Here is a 15,589-nt window from a genome sequence, read left to right as displayed (position 1 = left end):
TATGTCCAAGCCGAAACTTATCCAGCTTATTCACATCGCCAGTAGCGAACTCAAGCTGGATAAAGACACCTACAGCCAGATGCTGCTTACCCTCACGGGGAAAACTTCCACACGGGACATGGACGTTCCTCAATTGACCAAGGTACTTAAATCTCTAAAGGGGAAAGGCTTCAAGGTTCGCCCTGCGAAGAAGGCGCGAGCACAGCACCCCCTGGATGATAGCCCTCAGTCGAAGAAAATCCGGGCCTTGTGGCTGGAGATGGCCGATCAGGGGATTGTTCGTGACAGTTCGGAGCAGGCCCTGGCTCGTTGGATCAAGCGTGAAACCGGTGTTGATAGCCTGCAATGGCTTGAGCCAGAGCAGGCCAGCAGCGCCATTGAGAAACTCAAACAGTGGCAACACCGCGCAGTGAGGAAGCCATCATGAGTGATGATAATCAGTTTCGCAGCAAAGGCCCTGAACTGCTGGTTGAACTGGCGCAGCATACCGCCAAGATCATCCGTGAGATTATTGACATTGACCCGGCGCTGGCAGAACAGATAGGGGAAGCTGTGGCAAACAGAATGATGCAGGTGTGGGGCGGGCAAAACGTCTACTTCCCGATGGGGATGATCTGGAAGCTGGGTGTCCGTGATCGGGAAATCTTTAATGCGTTTAATGGCCGCAACCACCAGGAACTGGCCAGCCAGTTTCATGTTTCGGTTCAGTGGATTTACAGCGTTGTGAAACGGGTGAAGAAAGAGGAACTGGATCGCATGCAGGGTAAGCTATTTGATGACGAACCGGACGACGAGAAGTGAATCGTCGCCAATAGCGACCCACAACGCTTTTTAAAGCACGTTCAAAAATCTCTGTATTACTCAAAGCACGGTAGACCCCTTACCGTGCTTTTTTTATTCTTACAGCATACACAGTTCTCTATAAAGGAAAATCCTCATGTTTGATGCGTCGCTGTTGAATTTGCCCTGGGCGACACTGGTCACTCTGGTTTGTGGCTACATAGGCTATTTTATTGCGAACATGGGGCTGAACGAGCATCACAAGCCCATTGACGTCACGTTTTCCACGCTGGTTTTTGGGCTGCTGGCGTCGCTGTTCTACAGCCTGACGCTTCACCTGTACGTCGGTCATTTTCAGCAGTATCTGGCCACGTTCTCTGCACTGGCCTTTGGTGCTGGCTCAGGCGCATTCTGGCGCAAATACGCCCGCAAGTGGATGTATAAATTCCTGCGCCACCATGATATTTCCTGGTCTGACAGCACGAGTTCAGCATGGCAGGCCATGTTCGGCCATACGGAATTCAGAGTTACTGAGATTTATGTGTACCTGAAGGATGGTTCCGGGTTGTTATCACGACGGCCAGGTAATTATGAAGCATGGCCTGACGGGCCGTTCACATTGGGGAATAAGGGAGATATAACGCTTTACGTTACGCATCGCCTGCCGATAAGCGGCGACAGTTGGGAAGAGTGCGAAGGTGTAGTCGATTCATCATGGGGAGCCTTGGCAACCTACGTTCCGGTAGAGCAGATTGCCAGGGTCGATATTCGAAGAATCAAAGCGAGTAAAAAGACGTAATTTCACCGATTACTTAATGGTGCTGGCGGTGCCGGAGGATCTGTTTTATCGTTGGTATCGTCGCTTTTTGAGGCTACAATATCTTCGCCTTTCGGGTTTTCAGAGTAGTCTAGTGTATCGCGCTCATTGTTTTGGGTTGTCATTGAAACCATCCTTTTGAAAGAGTTTTGTCGTTGCGGGCTTGATTCTAGTTTACTCAGAAGGGTGGTTTCAATGGGGTGATTTTGTTTCAACTGGTGCAAAGGAATTACAATCTCGATTCACCAGAACTCACTACAACTCGCTCTAACTCGTTATTTATCTCACGTTGTCGTTCTAAATATCTCACGTCTGATCAGCTGGTAATCGACATCATCCCGGTAGCCGTCGAACGTTACGATTTGGCTGCCAAGCTTTAGCAGTGCGCCAGGCAGCAACTGACCGAGTCGTTCCCGGTCAATTTTGGGAATAGTTTTCATTGTGGTTCTCCTGATTCGTGGCATGACAAAGCACCCGCGTTGCAGGTTCTTTGTGATGAACTGGTTTATGATGGGAGGGGCCGGGATGATGCCCGGCGTCAGATGCCTTTACTTTTAAGCCCAATTTAGTGCCGCATCCCTCCAGGCTGTAGTGGTCTTGCCGAGGCCCTCGACAGTGCAAGGGCAGCGGTAAAATCACTTCTCTATCTGTTACATGATCGAATCCTCTTGGTTGAAACAGCGGTTCACGGCGCCAGTGATGCCGATTCACGCAGGTTCTCCCTCTCGGGCCTGGCTAATCTTCCCCGCCGACGGATCGCCCCGGTGGGTACATCGCATTTGTGCGTACGGGTCTAAACGTCGCGTTCTGCTGGTATCAGTTCGAATTGTTAAAGAGCGCCCGGTGGTCTTGGGTGACGGTGTGGCTGTCGATGGATTCATTTAAAACCTTAGTTGTATTTTAGTCAACAACAATGGTTGTTTAATTTTTGAATTTGGTTTTATTTGGTTGTTTTAAAAGTGAATTTATTTTTCGTGGTATAGTGATTTGCACATAAAACAAACGGAGGTGGGTATGATTAATGCTGAGGAGTTGGCGCAACTGCGCTACCAGGAGATGTGTCGCATAGTGGGTGATGTGGTTTTTGGCATGGTCGCGGCTGGATTCGAAACGAAGAAGGTGGCAATCGCTGACGTAATCAGAACGGAGTTAGCCAAGGGGTTTGATAAGTGGGATGAGGATCAGCTAGAGGTGATGGAGCTGGCGGTGAAGTTGCTGGAAGAGTAGGGCACAAAAAAACCGGCGCAGGAGCTGGGCTATTTATCGTCTTTCAGTGATAGGTAATAGTCTATCTATTGCCGCCTGCAACCTTTCCGGGTCGGTGAATTTGAAAAAATTATACTCATCGAATTGACCGCTTTCCTCTAGAGCAACTTGATATTCACTCCAGAAGTGCATGAGAAAACTATGTTTTTTCTTTTCATGCATATCAATGAAAGATTCAAATTCCGCGTCAGAAATTGAAACATTATTACCATGACCTGGGTAATACCCAAGGCTTATCATGCGTGTCTGCTCTCTAAGTTTGGCCCTGATAATATCAGCGATAGCGTTGAATTCCTTCCTTTTCTCGCCTTTTATTGCAAAGTGATAGCTTAGATATCCACTTGCAGGAACTGCAACAAATGCTACAATCATTGCAATTGTTGCAACAATATTACTATAACTATCAGAGGTTAACATATCCAGTATGTTCACTTTTTCAGACCTACTTTCAACCGCCGCACTGGCGGTCGCTTTAACCAATGCGGTTTGGCTTGTAATGATTTACTTCATTATGAAAAGACGTGGTTACTTCGGCTAAACCAGCCTCATCTTAGTTTCTACACCAACGCCGATTCCTGCATCACTTGCGATAGCGCACAACGGAATACCAGAATACGAACCCGACAATTTCCAGTTCGCTTTCCAGCGCATCCTCATCATCGTTTTCTTCGCGATTAAAACTGCGTATTGTTAACTTGCCGCCCGGACGCCGGTATAGCTGCTTGATGCGCTTAAGGCCATCCTGGTTGATGGCGTACAACTCACCATCCACAATTTTTTTATTGTTTGTATCCACCGCCACGGTGGCACCGTCTGGAATCACTGGTTCCATACTGTTACCTGCTGCTGGAAAACAGATAACCCCTGAACCGTCTGTATTAGCCCCAACACGTCGCAGCGTGGCTTTTGAAAACCTTATTTTAAAACCGTTGTGATCCTCGTCCTGCACGCGTCCATCTCCGCAAGCAAACTCAATATCCCTCAAAAAGGGAACTTCTACTTCGTCGTTTCCAAGCGGTGTTCTGCTGTCCCAAGCGTCAACAGTACCCCACTTATTCTCTGGCGGAATTGTTGATTTTGGGTTATGGGGATGCTTTGGTTCCGAGCCATCAGATAACCATTCTGGTCGAACGCCAAGTACCACGGCCAAATCTGTCAATTTGGTTGTCTCTCTGGCTTTTCCCACTTCAATTTTTTGAATGGCTGCCTGACTAACGCCCACGGCATCACCAAGGGCTTTTTGTGATAGCCCTTTTTCTTTTCTAGCTGACTTAAGTCGATCTGCAAGTGTCATGTTCATCCCCAAAACATACAACTCAAGTTGTATGCAAGCAAACGAATGTAGTTGTTGACTAAAAACAACCTTAGTTTTATATTCAAATCTAATTACCACGGAGGTTGTTATGAACAAAGTCATAAAAACCGCCATTGACATTGTCGGTTCTCAAAAAAAACTTGGAGAGGCCTGCGGTTTGAGTCAGCAGGCCGTTTACAAGTGGTTGCACGGAAAGGCGAAGGTTTCTCCGGAGCATGTAGAGAGCATCGTAGATGCCACAGGCGGCAAAGTCAGGGCATACCAAATTCGCCCTGATTTACCAAAACTTTTTCCAGCACCAAATCAATCCGCATAATGCTGACGCTTAATAACAGGGAAATTATTAATGGAAAACAATGGAATAGCACGAAAGTTAGAACCCCCAATTCTCAACCCGCGTGAGATTGAGGGGCTATTACTCAATCGACTTGCGTCGGTGGGGCAGAAGTTTTACGCGGAAAAAACGGGGATCAGCGAATCTACCGCGAGCCGTCGCAAGGCAGAAGGGTATTTCGCTTCAATGGCCAAGGAACTGGCAATACTCGGCATCCAGGCGGCACCGCCGGAGGCTGTGCTCGTATCACGCGCTTATCTGGCATCGGTAGAGACATTGGCTGATATCGGTTTGAAAGCAGAACGCAGCCGACCGGGGCCGCTGGGGTGGGATTAATGGCTTGGGATACTTTCGTTTTTGACAACATCAACAAGCAACTGATAGCCGAGGGGTTCCCGCCTGGATTGGCTCAGGGGGGGCAGCTCATGGGGCTGATTATTATCGCCGCATGTCACAGGCCAGTAAGCGCGGTGCTGCATATGACGACTGCTTATTTCGTGCGCGTCAGTTCGTGCTGGCAGGATGCCCGAAGAAGGATAAGCCGGTTAAGAAAAAACAAAGCCGAACTGCGCCAACAGCTCGGCCAAGCTTGCTTTAACAAAAACTTGTGAGGTTCCTAATCATGATACGCAAAAACAAGCGTAGAACGCAACAACAGGAAATTACACCGACGGACTACCAGCAATGCCCGGACCCTATCGGCACTATGCCGCCTTCAGTTCAGAAACGTTTCGCGGAAGAGTTTCGAAAGTTGCAACGGGAAAAACAGGTAGGACGCCATGAGTAACACCGCTGAAATCATTCAATTTCGCGCGCCTGTCGTGCGTGAGGAGCTTCGCGTGGCCGATACCGATAATGGCTTCATGCGCATAGCTAACGAACTTACTGACAGTATTTTACTGGCTGATTTAACCGCGCGTCAGCTAAAAATCATGCTGGCTATCATGCGGAAAACTTACGGCTTCAATAAGCCGCTGGACAGAATAACAAACACGCAGATAGCCGAGATGACAGGAATTCATCACACGCATGTTTGTTCAGCTAAGCGACAACTGATTGAAAGGGGGTTTTTGGTTAGTAATGGCACCAAAGTTGGCATTAACAAGCATATTTCCATGTGGGATATGAAGCCAATTAAACAGGTTAGCCAAAACAGCGAAACATTAGCCAAGTCAGCTAATAAAACATTAGCTAATTCAGCTAATACCCATTCGCCAAAACAGCTAAACACAAAAGACACTATTCAAAAGACATTAAAAACAGATCCCCCTAAAGCCCCCAAGGGGGAATTTTCGGAGGAGATTCTCTCACAAGCAAAACAGGCCTTGGAGTATTACAACGAGCTTACACAGGGATCTTGCCGTTCTGCAGAACCCTTCGCAGTGCTGCTGACAGAAACCAAGTCGCGCAGCGCCTACACGCTGCAAGACCTGCAGTTGGTTGTTCGTTGGGTGGTGATGACCTGGAAACGCAGAGACAACACCATCGCCAAGCCGATGAATATCTGCCGGGTTAACCGTTTCGATGGCTACCTGTCCGACGCTGAAGCCTGGCAGAAGACCTGCGTTGATATCGACTGCCAAGCTGTGATCGAAGTCTACAACGACGTGACCAATGGGCGCATGGCACCGGTAGAACTTGACCGAGGGCGCGAGATAGCGATCCGGGAACTGGTCACGCACTTGGCAACCAAGACGTCCGCTGGGTTCCGGGCCTATTTCTCTGCATTCCTAGAAGATGCCCGCGAGTTCTACTTCGGTGGCCCGGACGGCACCGGCTGGCATGCCGATTTTGAATACCTGATGAAGCCTGAAACGCTGCGTAAAGTACGGGAGGGAACCCTGTGAATAATATCGATATCGAAGCCAGCGTGATCGGCGGCCTGCTGTTGAGCGGCTTTAGCCCTGACGCAGCTGATGTGATTGCCACCCTGGATCCCGAAGCGTTTTCTGTGCCGTTATACCGTGACACGTTCAAGGAGATCACCCGCCAGGCAAATAATCGCGGGATGATCGACGGCCTGCTGGTGGCTGAGGCAATGGGGGAGGGGTGTTTCGCTGACATCATGGAAACCATGTCCCGTAACCGCGGCCCATCAGTGGCAAACCTGAAGGGGTATGCGCGTGTGGTTGGTGAGTATTACCAGATCCGCCAGTTCAAAGAGCTGATGGAGTCCAGCTATGAGCTGATCACCGGTGCTCATAATCACGAAATGGCTCTGGACGGCATACAGGCATTCGCCAGCAAGATTTTTTCCATCTCGAAACCGCACGATGAGCATCGACCAGTTTGTACAAGCGAGTTGCTAGGCTCGTATGCTGAACTGCTGGAACAGCGCAATCTCAACGGTGAAGAGTCCGACACGCTGAAAACAGGGATCCCCGAACTGGACGAGATAACCGGTGGCATGAACCCAGTTGACCTGGTTGTCGTGGCGGCGCGCCCAGGCATGGGCAAGACCGAGTTTGCGCTCAAGGTTGCTGAAGGTGTGGCCACCACGTCAGTGCGTATTGGTGATGCCGACATGCCGCGTGGAGTGCTGATCTTCAGCATGGAAATGAGTGCGCACCAAGTGATCGAGCGTCAGTTGGCCAACGCCTCAAACATGCCCGTATCGGTACTGCGCAATCCCGCAAAAAGCATGGGCGACGAAGAGTGGGCGCGCGTTTCCATGGGTATTCAGCGCCTTATTGGCCTGCATGTCTGGGTTGTCGATGCTTCCAAACTCACGGTAGAGCAGATCCTGGCTATCGCTCAACGGCACAAGTTGGAACACCCCAACCTTTCGCTGATTTTGGTTGACTATTTAGGCCTCATTGAGAAGCCGCGCGCCGAGCGTAACGATTTGGCGATCGCGCACATATCCGGCTCTCTAAAGCGCATGGCTAAAGACCTCAAAACGCCGGTGATGGCACTCAGCCAGCTTTCCCGCGACGTTGAGAAGCGTCCTATGGGTCAGCGCAGGCCGACGAACTCAGACCTACGCGACAGCGGCAGCATTGAACAGGACGCAGACAGCATCATCATGCTGTACCGCGAGGCCGCATATCAAGAAGACAGCCCGGCAGCGCCTTTCGCTGAAATCATAGTCACGAAAAACCGGTTCGGGATCCAGGGGACAGTTTACCAGGAGTTCAAAAACGGCCATTTCATGGCTACCGATCAGGCGCATGCAGCGCAAATATGCCGGGCCAAGCCACAACAGGCAGCTACAGGCCGCCGCTATGCGAAAAGGGATCTGTGATGGATGATTTCTGCTTGCACGAAACAACCAAGGCGCAACTGTGGCAGGTACTGAAAGACATGCTGGCAACCGGCAAACGCTACCGCGTCAGCATTGTTGAGTGGAAGGAGAAGCGCTCACTAAGCCAAAACTCGCTTATGTGGAAGTGGAACGGCGAAATAGCCGCGCAGTTGACGCGTACCGGGAAAGGCAAGTTTAACCAGGACGATATTCACGAGCATTTGAAAGACCTGTACTGCCCGCCGAAGCCGATCACCATCCTGGGGGAAACGCGCTACGTGAAATCAACAAAATTACTCGATACCGGCGAAATGACCCGTTATCTCGAACAGATCGACATGTGGGCGCATCAGCGCGGCTTACGCCTGACCATCCCGCCACGTTGCGAATACCGTCAGCTCATGGAGGCCCAGAACGCATGAAAACTTACGCGATAGTCCCGATCCCCAAGCCGCGAATGACCGTTAGAGACAAGTGGGCCAAGCGCCCGCCGGTGCTCCGCTATCGCGCGTTTTGCGACGAGATACGGCACAACCGGATTTCGCTGCCGGAAAGCGGCTATCACGTTACCTTTGTGCTGCCCATGCCGCCGAGCTGGAGCAAGAAGAAACGCGCGGAGATGGCCGGTAAGCCGCATCAGCAACGGCCAGATGCAGACAACCTGCTTAAGTCACTGATGGACGCTATTTATAACGAGGATTGTTCCGTTTGGGATGTGCGCGTTACCAAGCGCTGGGGCGATATCGGGCAAATAATTATCGGAGAAATATCGTGAGACACGTAAAAGATTTTCTTTCTGCATGGGGAAATTGGAGCATTTCCCGCATTGGTACCGAGTATAAGGGAATGTCTTACATGTCTACTGAAAGCAGTGAATGCCGACCATATTTAACAGACCTTGAGGGAATGGTTGTAGATCAAGCTGTCGCCAGTCTAAAGCGATACGACATAGACGGCTACAACATCATCTGCCTGTACTATCAGCAACACGTCTCATGCCGGGCTATAGCAAGGTATCAAAAAAAGCGCCCTGACTATATCACCGCTTATCTTGCAAGGGCTGAGGCGTATGTTGCCGGGCGCATACACGGCTTGCTGGAGCAAGCAGCTTGACCGTGATGATATCCGGGGCTATATTCCCATTGCAGCCGCAAAATCGGTTGCCGGGATTGGTCTCTCGGATATCTATCGACGCATAGCCGCGTTAGCGGTTTTTTTATGCGCAAAGCACAGCCATATTCGCAATTTATGGTGGGCTGTGTGGGGGAGCTGCAAGGCTCACCGGACGGTAGACCGGCAAGACCAACCCCGCACAGCTCACCACCCACCGATTGGTCTCGGTAGTGGTGATAGAAATCTCAATATGAGGACTATCTACCATGACAGCTCAACTCGCATTCCGTGATACTAAATTCAACGTAGTAACTCATAACAACCAGATCTGGCTAACCAGCAAAGAACTTGCCCATGCGCTAAAGTACGCAACAGCTAATGCGGTAACTGCGCTTTATAACAAAAACTCTGATGAATTTACTGATGGAATGTCTCGGGTAGTCGAATCGACTACCTCAGGAAACTACCGCAAAAAAGTGCGTATTTTCTCCCTTCGCGGTGCTCACCTGATCGCTATGTTTGCTCGCACTGAAATAGCCAAAGAATTCCGCAAGTGGGTGCTGGATATTTTAGATCGCGAAGTGGCTATCGGTAACACAGCGCCGGTATTTGATTTCGAGATGTACGCTCATAACGCGAAAGTAGCAGAAGACCATTTCAGGTTTATCTGGCAGATATGGCGCGAAGAGTTAGACCCGGCACTGAGAAAAATGGGATCGCCAATTCCTGCCAGACTGATTGATCACCTATCAGCCATCGGTGCAATAACCTTTGGGCTTTCCCGTGGGCTTGATAAAGCGGTGGAAAAAAATAGCAGTACGCATTGACTGTCCGTACATCCGCACACTATATTGTGCTAAGGTGGCGCAAAGCGTATGCAACAGCGCACCACCAAAAAACATTTAAAGAACCCGCCGCCGTGCGGGTTTTTTCATATCCAGCCAAGGCTGCGCTAACGCGTGGCCTTTTTTATTCCCACCACCCGATGATCGGGCGATGCCCCGACAGGGGGAGGTCATGAAAATGCCAGAAAAGGATCCGAGCTGGCTCGCAGCCGTTGCAGCCTTCTATTACAACTATGCCACGCCGATTAATGGTTTTTTCGTTGCGTTCATTGTGGCATTCCGCCGGGTTGTCTGGGGCGGTGGGAAAGTCCGAGCGGGCATCGGTGAGGCAGTCGTATGCGGCATTGTTGGGGTGTCAATTAGCCCGGCAATCGCTCCCGTCATTATTTTCTTGGTTCACTCTATTCCATGGCTAAACGGCTCAATGGCCACTATTGCTGCTGGGAAAGTAGAAATTGCCGTTAGCTGCATGATCGGCATGTTCGGCCTGTCAGCCATCAAAGAGTTCGTTTTGCGTGTGGCGAATACCAGGTTAGGACCAGCAGGCGAAAAGAAAGACCAGAACAACACCAGCCAGGAATAAAACCATGACAAATTTTAAATTTTCGCAGCGCAGCGAGGGCAATCTTGTTGGAGTAAACCCAACGTTGGTGAAAGTTGTCCGCCGCGCACTGGAGATCTCGATCGTAGATTTTTCAGTGATCGAAGGTAAGCGCACGGTGGAACGGCAAAAGCAACTGGTAGCTACTGGCGCAAGCAAGACGATGGACAGCCGCCATCTAACCGGCCACGCGGTGGATCTGTTCCCCATTGGTGGCGACTGGAATAATTACAAGTGTTGGCTACCAGTGCTTGATGCCATGCACCAGGCTGGCAAAGAGCTGCGTGTTCCACTGCGATTCGGTATTACCTGGACGGGCAACCCGCGCGATGTACCGGCTAAGTTTTTGGATGCGCCGCATGTGGAGCTTCCTGCATGAGCAAATATTGGCCTATAGCGACGTTGCTGGTGGCTATTTGCCTTGGTGCTCTGGCGTTTCACTATCACGGCCAATATGCCACGGCTCAGAAGTCATTAAATAGCACCCAGGCGGTAACGAAAAATGCGCTGACCGCAATCAGATTGATGCACGACATATCAAAGGCCACACACGATGAAAAACAAAAGCTTGCTGATGAAGGCGCGGCGAGAGTGGTTTATATCCGAGAAGCGGTCAAAGACGATCAGTGTGCTGTTCGTGATGTCGCTACTGCTGCCACTGAGCATTTGCGGTTGCTCGAAAATAGAGTACGTGCCGGTAAGCCCACCGAAGTTAAACCCTGAATTAACCGCGGATACGCCGGTACCGAAAGTACCAATGCCGTTCCGATACGTTGATAGCCTGGAGCTAAATGCCATGCTGTTCGTGGCGCTGGGCCAATGCAATCTTGACAAAGCCGCAATCAGGGAGATCGAAGATAAGCGGCAATAGCATTACAGAGCGTCTATGCGTGGGCGCTCGATAATGTAAGATAACCAAGTAGGAATATTTAAATGGACATGAAAAAGACGCTGACGTCAGAGCAAAAAGCGCTTTTTGATGCCCTGACGCCACTACAGAAAAGATTCGTTACTCACCTAATCAAAGGTAAGGGACAAACCAGTGCCTACAAGGCCGCTGGAGGGAAAGCTAAAGGCGAAAACATGCGCAAATCTGCGCATCAAATAGCGACAAATATAGACGTTTTAGCCTTCCTCCAATCCGTACAGCATGAAGCTGTTTCCGAAGCCATCATGACCCGCACAGAAGCCCTGGAGCGATTAACTGTGATGGGGCGTTCACGCATTCGTGACCTGGTGGAGTTCTCTGAACACAAACTGGGCGTGGACGCTGAAACGGGCGAGGAAATTATTCAGGCTGTTTGGCGCTTCAAGGATTCGGTAAAGCAAAGCCCCGAGGCCTTGGACGCAATAGCCGAACTGACGGCAGGCAAGGAAGGCATCAAGTTAAAGCTGCACGATTCACGCGGGGCCATCAAGCAGATCGGCGAGATGCAGGGCTGGGAAGCACCGAAGAAAACCGAGGTTACCGGCGCGGGCGGTGGCCCGATCCAGACCGAGACTGTCAACATGACCCCAGACGAAGCCGCAGAGGCATACCGCAAGATGATGGGTTAAATTATGCCGTTACCTTTCCCGTTCGATTTCAAAAAGCCCGATTATCAGATGGTCTTTGAATGGCGTATGGAGCGGTTACAGCGCATTCGTTCTAATCCTGAAACGCTGCCTGCTCTCCGGGCGTTTTATCGCGAAAACCCCGCACAGTTCATTATTGACTGGGGTATGACGACCGACCCCCGCAATATTGACTACGGTCTGCCAGTGACCATCCCGTTCCTGCTGTTCCCCAAACAGGAAGAGTGGATCCACTGGATTATGGATCGGCGGAAAAATATGGAAAACGGCATTACCGAAAAAAGCCGCGAGATGGGGTTGAGCTGGACGGCGATCGGCTTGGCCTGCTCCCTGTGTTTGTTCAATAAAGAGATGGTGATTGGCTTTGGCTCCCGTAAAGAGGAGTACGTAGACAGCACCGGCGACCCGAAGGCGTTGTTTTGGAAGGCACGCCGATTCGTTGAGACGTTGCCGGTTGAATTTCGCGGTAGCTGGAACGACAAGAAGCATGCGCCCTATATGCGCGTTGAGTTCCCCGATACGGGCGCCGTTATCAAGGGTGAGGCAGGCGATAACATCGGGCGCGGCGACCGAACCACGCTCTATCTGGTGGATGAGGCAGCATTCCTGCTGCGGCCACAACTTATTGATGCCGCATTATCGCAAACCACGCGCTGTCGTATCGATCTCTCATCGGTCAACGGAATGGCTAACCCGTTCGCTCAAAAGCGGCACAGCGGGAAAATCCCTGTATTCACGTTTCACTGGCGCAGCGACCCCCGCAAGGATGATGCCTGGTATCGGAGGGAATGCGACAAAATCGATAATCCGGTAGTGGTGGCCCAGGAACTAGATCTTAACTACAGCGCATCCGCCGAGGGCGTACTGATCCCTTCCGATTGGGTGCAGGCCGCTGTCGATGCACACATTAAACTGGGTATACAGCCAACGGGCAAACGCCTGGGGGCGATGGACGTCGCCGATGAAGGGAAGGATAAAAACTCCTTCTCGAGTCGCTATGGCTTCCTGTTGGAGAACGTTCGGGAATGGTCTGGCGTCGGCAGCGACATCTACCAGTCAGTCGAGAAGGTTTTCGGTTACTGCGAAGCGGATAACCTCGAAGAATTCCGTTTCGATGAGGACGGGTTAGGCGCAGGTGTTCGCGGCGATGCAAGAGCCATCAACGAATTGAGAAAAGAGGCACGTCGCCCCTCGATCCTCGCTACGCCGTTCCGGGGCAGTGGCGGGGTGTTCGATCCGGAGGATGAGGCGGTGCGAGGCGATAACGGCCAGGCCGCACGCCTGAATAAGGATTTCTTTGCTAACGCCAAAGCACAGAGCTGGTGGCACTTACGCAAACTGTTTCAAAACACCTATCGCGCGGTGGTTGAGGGCATGGCCTATAACCCAGATGAAATCATTTCCATCAGCAGCACGATGGAAAACAAAGACAAACTCATCATCGAGCTTTCACAGCCGACCTACTCCATTAACGGGGTGGGTAAAATCGTGGTGGATAAACAGCCTGATGGGACTAAATCACCCAACCTGGCCGATTCGGCGATGATCAACTATGCACCGATGGATACCGCGATGGATATCTGGAACATTCTTGGGAGTCAGTAATGGCACGTAAACAAAAGGTCGCAACGGCTGACTCTTACGATAACTTTGTCGCGAGGGTTGGCCTACAGCAGCCAAACCAGCACGCAGCATCTACCTACCGGGCCAACTACACCAGTCGGAACCGTCAACTGATTGAATGGGCTTACCGTTCGTCGTGGATCATTGGTGCGGCTGTTGACGCCAAGCCTGATGATATGACGAAAAAAGGCACGCGGATCACCAGTGAAATCGACCCAAAGCGCCGCGGCATTTTAGAGGCCAAGTTTGAAGAGCTAAAGCTGTGGGAACGTCTTAACCTCACGCTTAAATGGTCGAGGCTCTACGGTGGTGCGGTGTCATTGATCCTTATCGAGGGGCAGGCACCGCTTACACCACTGATGCTGGACAAGGTAGGAAAAGGCAGCTTTAAGGGGCTGGCGGTGCTTGACCGCTGGATGATTAATCCAAACTTTGGACGCCGCATCAAAACCCTGGGGCCAGACCTTGGCAAGCCAGAGGTGTACGACATTGTGACCACTGCGCAGGGTATCCCGCCGTGGACGGTTAATCACAGCCGACTGATCCGTATGGATGGCATCACACTACCTTATCAACAGGCGCTCACGGAAAACGAATGGGGCATGTCTGTTGTTGAGCGTATCTTTGACCGCCTGACATCTTACGACAGTACGAACGTCGGCGCGGCCCAGCTCGCTTACAAAGCCCATTTGCGCACCGCGAAGATCAAGAAGCTCCGCGAGATTATCGCGATGGGCGGCAAGCCCTTTGAAGCGCTGATCAAACAGATGGATATGGTGCGCCAGTTCCAGACTAACGAGGGGATGTCTCTCTTTGATGCGGAAGACACTTTCGAAACGCATTCATATTCGTTCGCCGGGCTATCCGACCTATTGAGCGAGTTTAAAGAGGATATCGCCGGTGCCGTTGGTATCCCGCTTGTGAGGCTATTCCGGCAGTCTCCGAAAGGATTCTCAACCGGCGACACTGACCTGGCGAACTACTATGACGATATCGGTGCACTGCAAGAGAATGATTTACGGGCGCCGGTGCGGCTGCTCTATGAGGTGTTGCACCGTTCTGAGTTTGGCGAGCCGCTGCCGGATGATTTCACATTTGAATTTAACCCGCTGTGGCAGATGAGCAACGTTGATCGTTCAACGGTGGCAACGAACACCACTACCGCGCTGGCTACAGCGGTGCGTGAATTGGGGATGTCTCCTGCTGCCGCGCTGACCGATTTAAGAGAAACCGCGGGCGTAACGGGCATTGGTGCGTCGATCACTGACGAGGACATAGAGAATGCGAAGTCGCAGTATGCGGAGCATGAATCTGAAACCAGCGCTCCGCCGCCGTTCGGAAATCCAGTACCAGAAAAGCCTACTGGCGATAGTCAGCCAGATAAACGGGATAGTTACTGGCTCTTACGATGGTTCTCAAGCAAGCGCTGACACGGTCGCCGGGTATCTTATCGATTACTCGCAGGTGATTGACAATTGGGCCGCACAGGTGGCCCGTAAGATGTTCCTGCAAGTGGAGCGAGAAGAGTGGAACCAGTGGCAATCTGTTTCGCACCAGATATCTGAGGGGCTTCGCGATGTAGTGGGTAATACCCCAGTGGGGCAGGTTACGCACGATATCGTTTACCGGCAAATCCAACTGATTAAGTCGCTACCGTTAGAAGCCGCTGACCGCGTGAAAGATATTCAAGACCGTGCCATCAGGGCCGTTATCAACGGTGAACGGCCCGATCAACTGTACGAAATGATCATGCAATCCGGCGATGTGGCCGCCAGCAGGGCACGGCTTATCGCGCGTACAGAGATTGGGCGGGCCACTGGCGCACTGACTGAAGCCCGCGCATTATCCGTTGGCTCTGAGGGCTACTGGTGGCGCATTGAAGGCGCTGGCACCAGGCCATCACACCGTAAAATGAAAGATAAATTCGTGTACTGGCATAGCCCACCAACGTTAATAGAACCGGGACAGAAGCACGGAATGACGGGCCTGTAGTGGACCAGTAATCCCGGACACCTCAATAGCCTGTTAATTTAATGACAGCCAATTGAGGTAATTGATAATGACTCAACCTAAACA

Annotated in this window: 24 protein-coding genes; 20 read left to right on the top strand and 4 right to left on the bottom strand. The window is 51.3% G+C overall.

Translation table 11 applies throughout. From position 1 onward, the window contains the following. Nucleotide 1: 1 nt before the first annotated feature. The 3 genes from IV04_RS11560 to IV04_RS11550 all read left to right on the top strand — a co-directional run bounded on the left by IV04_RS11560 (nucleotide 2) and on the right by IV04_RS11550 (nucleotide 1,579). Nucleotides 2–427, top strand: coding sequence for a gp16 family protein (locus IV04_RS11560; RefSeq protein WP_197062196.1), 426 nt, complete (start codon nucleotides 2–4; stop codon nucleotides 425–427). Continuing rightward, entirely contained in the window at nucleotides 424–801 is a 378-nt protein-coding gene (locus IV04_RS11555) for a Mor transcription activator family protein (RefSeq protein WP_037403249.1), read from the top strand. Before IV04_RS11560 ends, IV04_RS11555 begins: the two co-directional genes overlap by 4 nt. Nucleotides 802–937: 136 nt before the next feature. Continuing rightward, nucleotides 938–1,579: a hypothetical protein gene (locus IV04_RS11550; RefSeq protein ID WP_037403250.1), complete on the top strand. Its 642-nt coding sequence runs from the start codon at nucleotides 938–940 to the stop codon at nucleotides 1,577–1,579. A 2-nt stretch (nucleotides 1,580–1,581) separates the two neighbouring features. On the opposite strand, the gene IV04_RS26560 is transcribed toward IV04_RS11550, so the two are convergent. Together IV04_RS26560 and IV04_RS26410 are read right to left on the bottom strand one after the other, a co-directional pair. Further along, entirely contained in the window at nucleotides 1,582–1,722 is a 141-nt protein-coding gene (locus tag IV04_RS26560) for a hypothetical protein (protein WP_197062197.1), read from the bottom strand. 159 nt (nucleotides 1,723–1,881) lie between these two features. Further along, complete coding sequence (locus IV04_RS26410) at nucleotides 1,882–2,037, bottom strand: hypothetical protein (RefSeq protein ID WP_161782094.1); 156 nt, start codon at nucleotides 2,035–2,037, stop codon at nucleotides 1,882–1,884. A 577-nt stretch (nucleotides 2,038–2,614) separates the two neighbouring features. On the opposite strand from IV04_RS26410, the gene fumD reads away from it, so the two are divergent. After that, a complete protein-coding gene (gene fumD / locus IV04_RS11545) occupies nucleotides 2,615–2,824 on the top strand; it encodes a fumarate hydratase FumD (RefSeq protein ID WP_152562868.1) in 210 nt (69 codons plus the stop codon). Nucleotides 2,825–2,857: 33 nt separating this feature from the next. Here fumD and IV04_RS11540 read toward each other — a convergent pair whose 3' ends face one another. After that, nucleotides 2,858–3,343 (bottom strand): hypothetical protein, encoded by a 486-nt coding sequence (locus IV04_RS11540; protein ID WP_037401472.1) that lies wholly within the window; start codon nucleotides 3,341–3,343, stop codon nucleotides 2,858–2,860. A gap of 100 nt (nucleotides 3,344–3,443) precedes the next feature. Beyond that, nucleotides 3,444–4,163, bottom strand: coding sequence for a helix-turn-helix transcriptional regulator (locus IV04_RS11535; RefSeq protein WP_037401538.1), 720 nt, complete (start codon nucleotides 4,161–4,163; stop codon nucleotides 3,444–3,446). Nucleotides 4,164–4,266: 103 nt separating this feature from the next. Between IV04_RS11535 and IV04_RS11530 the strand changes: the two genes are divergently transcribed. The 16 genes from IV04_RS11530 (at nucleotide 4,267) to IV04_RS11440 (ending at nucleotide 15,505) form a co-directional block, all read left to right on the top strand. Continuing rightward, on the top strand, nucleotides 4,267–4,494 hold the full coding sequence (locus IV04_RS11530; RefSeq protein WP_037401474.1) for a helix-turn-helix domain-containing protein: 228 nt from the start codon (nucleotides 4,267–4,269) through the stop codon (nucleotides 4,492–4,494). Nucleotides 4,495–4,524: 30 nt separating this feature from the next. Beyond that, nucleotides 4,525–4,848: a hypothetical protein gene (locus IV04_RS11525; protein ID WP_037401475.1), complete on the top strand. Its 324-nt coding sequence runs from the start codon at nucleotides 4,525–4,527 to the stop codon at nucleotides 4,846–4,848. Continuing rightward, a complete protein-coding gene (locus IV04_RS26405; RefSeq protein ID WP_037401482.1) occupies nucleotides 4,848–5,123 on the top strand; it encodes a hypothetical protein in 276 nt (91 codons plus the stop codon). Before IV04_RS11525 ends, IV04_RS26405 begins: the two co-directional genes overlap by 1 nt. Nucleotides 5,124–5,291: 168 nt before the next feature. Continuing rightward, nucleotides 5,292–6,359, top strand: a complete 1,068-nt coding sequence (locus IV04_RS11515; RefSeq protein WP_037401485.1) for a replication protein — start codon at nucleotides 5,292–5,294, stop codon at nucleotides 6,357–6,359. Next, the gene (locus IV04_RS11510) at nucleotides 6,356–7,756 is read left to right on the top strand and encodes a replicative DNA helicase (protein WP_037401487.1); all 1,401 of its coding nucleotides are present in this window, start codon (nucleotides 6,356–6,358) and stop codon (nucleotides 7,754–7,756) included. Before IV04_RS11515 ends, IV04_RS11510 begins: the two co-directional genes overlap by 4 nt. Next, nucleotides 7,756–8,178, top strand: coding sequence for a hypothetical protein (locus IV04_RS11505; RefSeq protein WP_051916771.1), 423 nt, complete (start codon nucleotides 7,756–7,758; stop codon nucleotides 8,176–8,178). The genes IV04_RS11510 and IV04_RS11505 overlap by 1 nt, the downstream gene beginning before the upstream one ends. Next, nucleotides 8,175–8,531 carry a RusA family crossover junction endodeoxyribonuclease gene (locus tag IV04_RS11500; protein ID WP_037401489.1) on the top strand — a complete coding sequence of 119 codons (357 nt, stop codon included), beginning with the start codon at nucleotides 8,175–8,177 and terminating at the stop codon, nucleotides 8,529–8,531. Before IV04_RS11505 ends, IV04_RS11500 begins: the two co-directional genes overlap by 4 nt. Further along, nucleotides 8,528–8,869: an antiterminator Q family protein gene (locus tag IV04_RS24685; RefSeq protein ID WP_051916770.1), complete on the top strand. Its 342-nt coding sequence runs from the start codon at nucleotides 8,528–8,530 to the stop codon at nucleotides 8,867–8,869. Before IV04_RS11500 ends, IV04_RS24685 begins: the two co-directional genes overlap by 4 nt. Nucleotides 8,870–9,135: 266 nt before the next feature. After that, nucleotides 9,136–9,696 carry a BRO family protein gene (locus IV04_RS26760; protein ID WP_231566292.1) on the top strand — a complete coding sequence of 187 codons (561 nt, stop codon included), beginning with the start codon at nucleotides 9,136–9,138 and terminating at the stop codon, nucleotides 9,694–9,696. A gap of 190 nt (nucleotides 9,697–9,886) precedes the next feature. Then, nucleotides 9,887–10,297 (top strand): phage holin family protein, encoded by a 411-nt coding sequence (locus tag IV04_RS24680; RefSeq protein ID WP_051916769.1) that lies wholly within the window; start codon nucleotides 9,887–9,889, stop codon nucleotides 10,295–10,297. 4 nt (nucleotides 10,298–10,301) lie between these two features. Beyond that, the gene (locus tag IV04_RS11475; protein WP_037401492.1) at nucleotides 10,302–10,694 is read left to right on the top strand and encodes a M15 family metallopeptidase; all 393 of its coding nucleotides are present in this window, start codon (nucleotides 10,302–10,304) and stop codon (nucleotides 10,692–10,694) included. Further along, the gene (locus IV04_RS26400; RefSeq protein WP_051916768.1) at nucleotides 10,691–11,038 is read left to right on the top strand and encodes a hypothetical protein; all 348 of its coding nucleotides are present in this window, start codon (nucleotides 10,691–10,693) and stop codon (nucleotides 11,036–11,038) included. Before IV04_RS11475 ends, IV04_RS26400 begins: the two co-directional genes overlap by 4 nt. A gap of 210 nt (nucleotides 11,039–11,248) precedes the next feature. Beyond that, entirely contained in the window at nucleotides 11,249–11,872 is a 624-nt protein-coding gene (locus IV04_RS25225) for a terminase small subunit (RefSeq protein WP_081893198.1), read from the top strand. A gap of 3 nt (nucleotides 11,873–11,875) precedes the next feature. Further along, nucleotides 11,876–13,495, top strand: a complete 1,620-nt coding sequence (locus IV04_RS11450; protein WP_037401499.1) for a bacteriophage TerL protein — start codon at nucleotides 11,876–11,878, stop codon at nucleotides 13,493–13,495. Further along, complete coding sequence (locus IV04_RS11445; protein WP_037401502.1) at nucleotides 13,495–14,943, top strand: DUF1073 domain-containing protein; 1,449 nt, start codon at nucleotides 13,495–13,497, stop codon at nucleotides 14,941–14,943. Before IV04_RS11450 ends, IV04_RS11445 begins: the two co-directional genes overlap by 1 nt. Nucleotides 14,944–15,013: 70 nt before the next feature. After that, nucleotides 15,014–15,505 carry a phage minor head protein gene (locus IV04_RS11440; protein WP_051916767.1) on the top strand — a complete coding sequence of 164 codons (492 nt, stop codon included), beginning with the start codon at nucleotides 15,014–15,016 and terminating at the stop codon, nucleotides 15,503–15,505. The last annotated feature ends 84 nt before the right edge of the window (nucleotides 15,506–15,589 follow it).

The sequence above is a fragment of the Serratia sp. Ag1 genome, from assembly GCF_000743355.1.
GTDB lineage: Bacteria > Pseudomonadota > Gammaproteobacteria > Enterobacterales > Enterobacteriaceae > Chania.
Note: the sequence above shows the minus strand (reverse complement) of the source record. Positions and strands in the feature narration are given on the sequence as shown.

Bases quoted from the DNA above. Each gene is read 5' to 3' on its own strand.
- IV04_RS26760 (WP_231566292.1), top strand. From the start codon at position 9,136: ATGACAGCTCAACTCGCATTCCGTGATACTAAATTCAACGTAGTAACT.
- IV04_RS26410 (WP_161782094.1), bottom strand. From the start codon at position 2,037: ATGAAAACTATTCCCAAAATTGACCGGGAACGACTCGGTCAGTTGCTG.
- IV04_RS11500 (WP_037401489.1), top strand. From the start codon at position 8,175: ATGAAAACTTACGCGATAGTCCCGATCCCCAAGCCGCGAATGACCGTT.
- IV04_RS26400 (WP_051916768.1), top strand. From the start codon at position 10,691: ATGAGCAAATATTGGCCTATAGCGACGTTGCTGGTGGCTATTTGCCTT.
- IV04_RS11505 (WP_051916771.1), top strand. From the start codon at position 7,756: ATGGATGATTTCTGCTTGCACGAAACAACCAAGGCGCAACTGTGGCAG.
- IV04_RS11515 (WP_037401485.1), top strand. From the start codon at position 5,292: ATGAGTAACACCGCTGAAATCATTCAATTTCGCGCGCCTGTCGTGCGT.
- IV04_RS11530 (WP_037401474.1), top strand. From the start codon at position 4,267: ATGAACAAAGTCATAAAAACCGCCATTGACATTGTCGGTTCTCAAAAA.
- IV04_RS11560 (WP_197062196.1), top strand. From the start codon at position 2: ATGTCCAAGCCGAAACTTATCCAGCTTATTCACATCGCCAGTAGCGAA.
- IV04_RS11550 (WP_037403250.1), top strand. From the start codon at position 938: ATGTTTGATGCGTCGCTGTTGAATTTGCCCTGGGCGACACTGGTCACT.
- IV04_RS26405 (WP_037401482.1), top strand. From the start codon at position 4,848: ATGGCTTGGGATACTTTCGTTTTTGACAACATCAACAAGCAACTGATA.
- IV04_RS11440 (WP_051916767.1), top strand. From the start codon at position 15,014: ATGTTCCTGCAAGTGGAGCGAGAAGAGTGGAACCAGTGGCAATCTGTT.
- IV04_RS11445 (WP_037401502.1), top strand. From the start codon at position 13,495: ATGGCACGTAAACAAAAGGTCGCAACGGCTGACTCTTACGATAACTTT.
- IV04_RS11475 (WP_037401492.1), top strand. From the start codon at position 10,302: ATGACAAATTTTAAATTTTCGCAGCGCAGCGAGGGCAATCTTGTTGGA.
- IV04_RS11525 (WP_037401475.1), top strand. From the start codon at position 4,525: ATGGAAAACAATGGAATAGCACGAAAGTTAGAACCCCCAATTCTCAAC.
- IV04_RS25225 (WP_081893198.1), top strand. From the start codon at position 11,249: ATGGACATGAAAAAGACGCTGACGTCAGAGCAAAAAGCGCTTTTTGAT.
- IV04_RS11555 (WP_037403249.1), top strand. From the start codon at position 424: ATGAGTGATGATAATCAGTTTCGCAGCAAAGGCCCTGAACTGCTGGTT.
- IV04_RS26560 (WP_197062197.1), bottom strand. From the start codon at position 1,722: ATGACAACCCAAAACAATGAGCGCGATACACTAGACTACTCTGAAAAC.
- IV04_RS24680 (WP_051916769.1), top strand. From the start codon at position 9,887: ATGAAAATGCCAGAAAAGGATCCGAGCTGGCTCGCAGCCGTTGCAGCC.
- IV04_RS11535 (WP_037401538.1), bottom strand. From the start codon at position 4,163: ATGAACATGACACTTGCAGATCGACTTAAGTCAGCTAGAAAAGAAAAA.
- IV04_RS11450 (WP_037401499.1), top strand. From the start codon at position 11,876: ATGCCGTTACCTTTCCCGTTCGATTTCAAAAAGCCCGATTATCAGATG.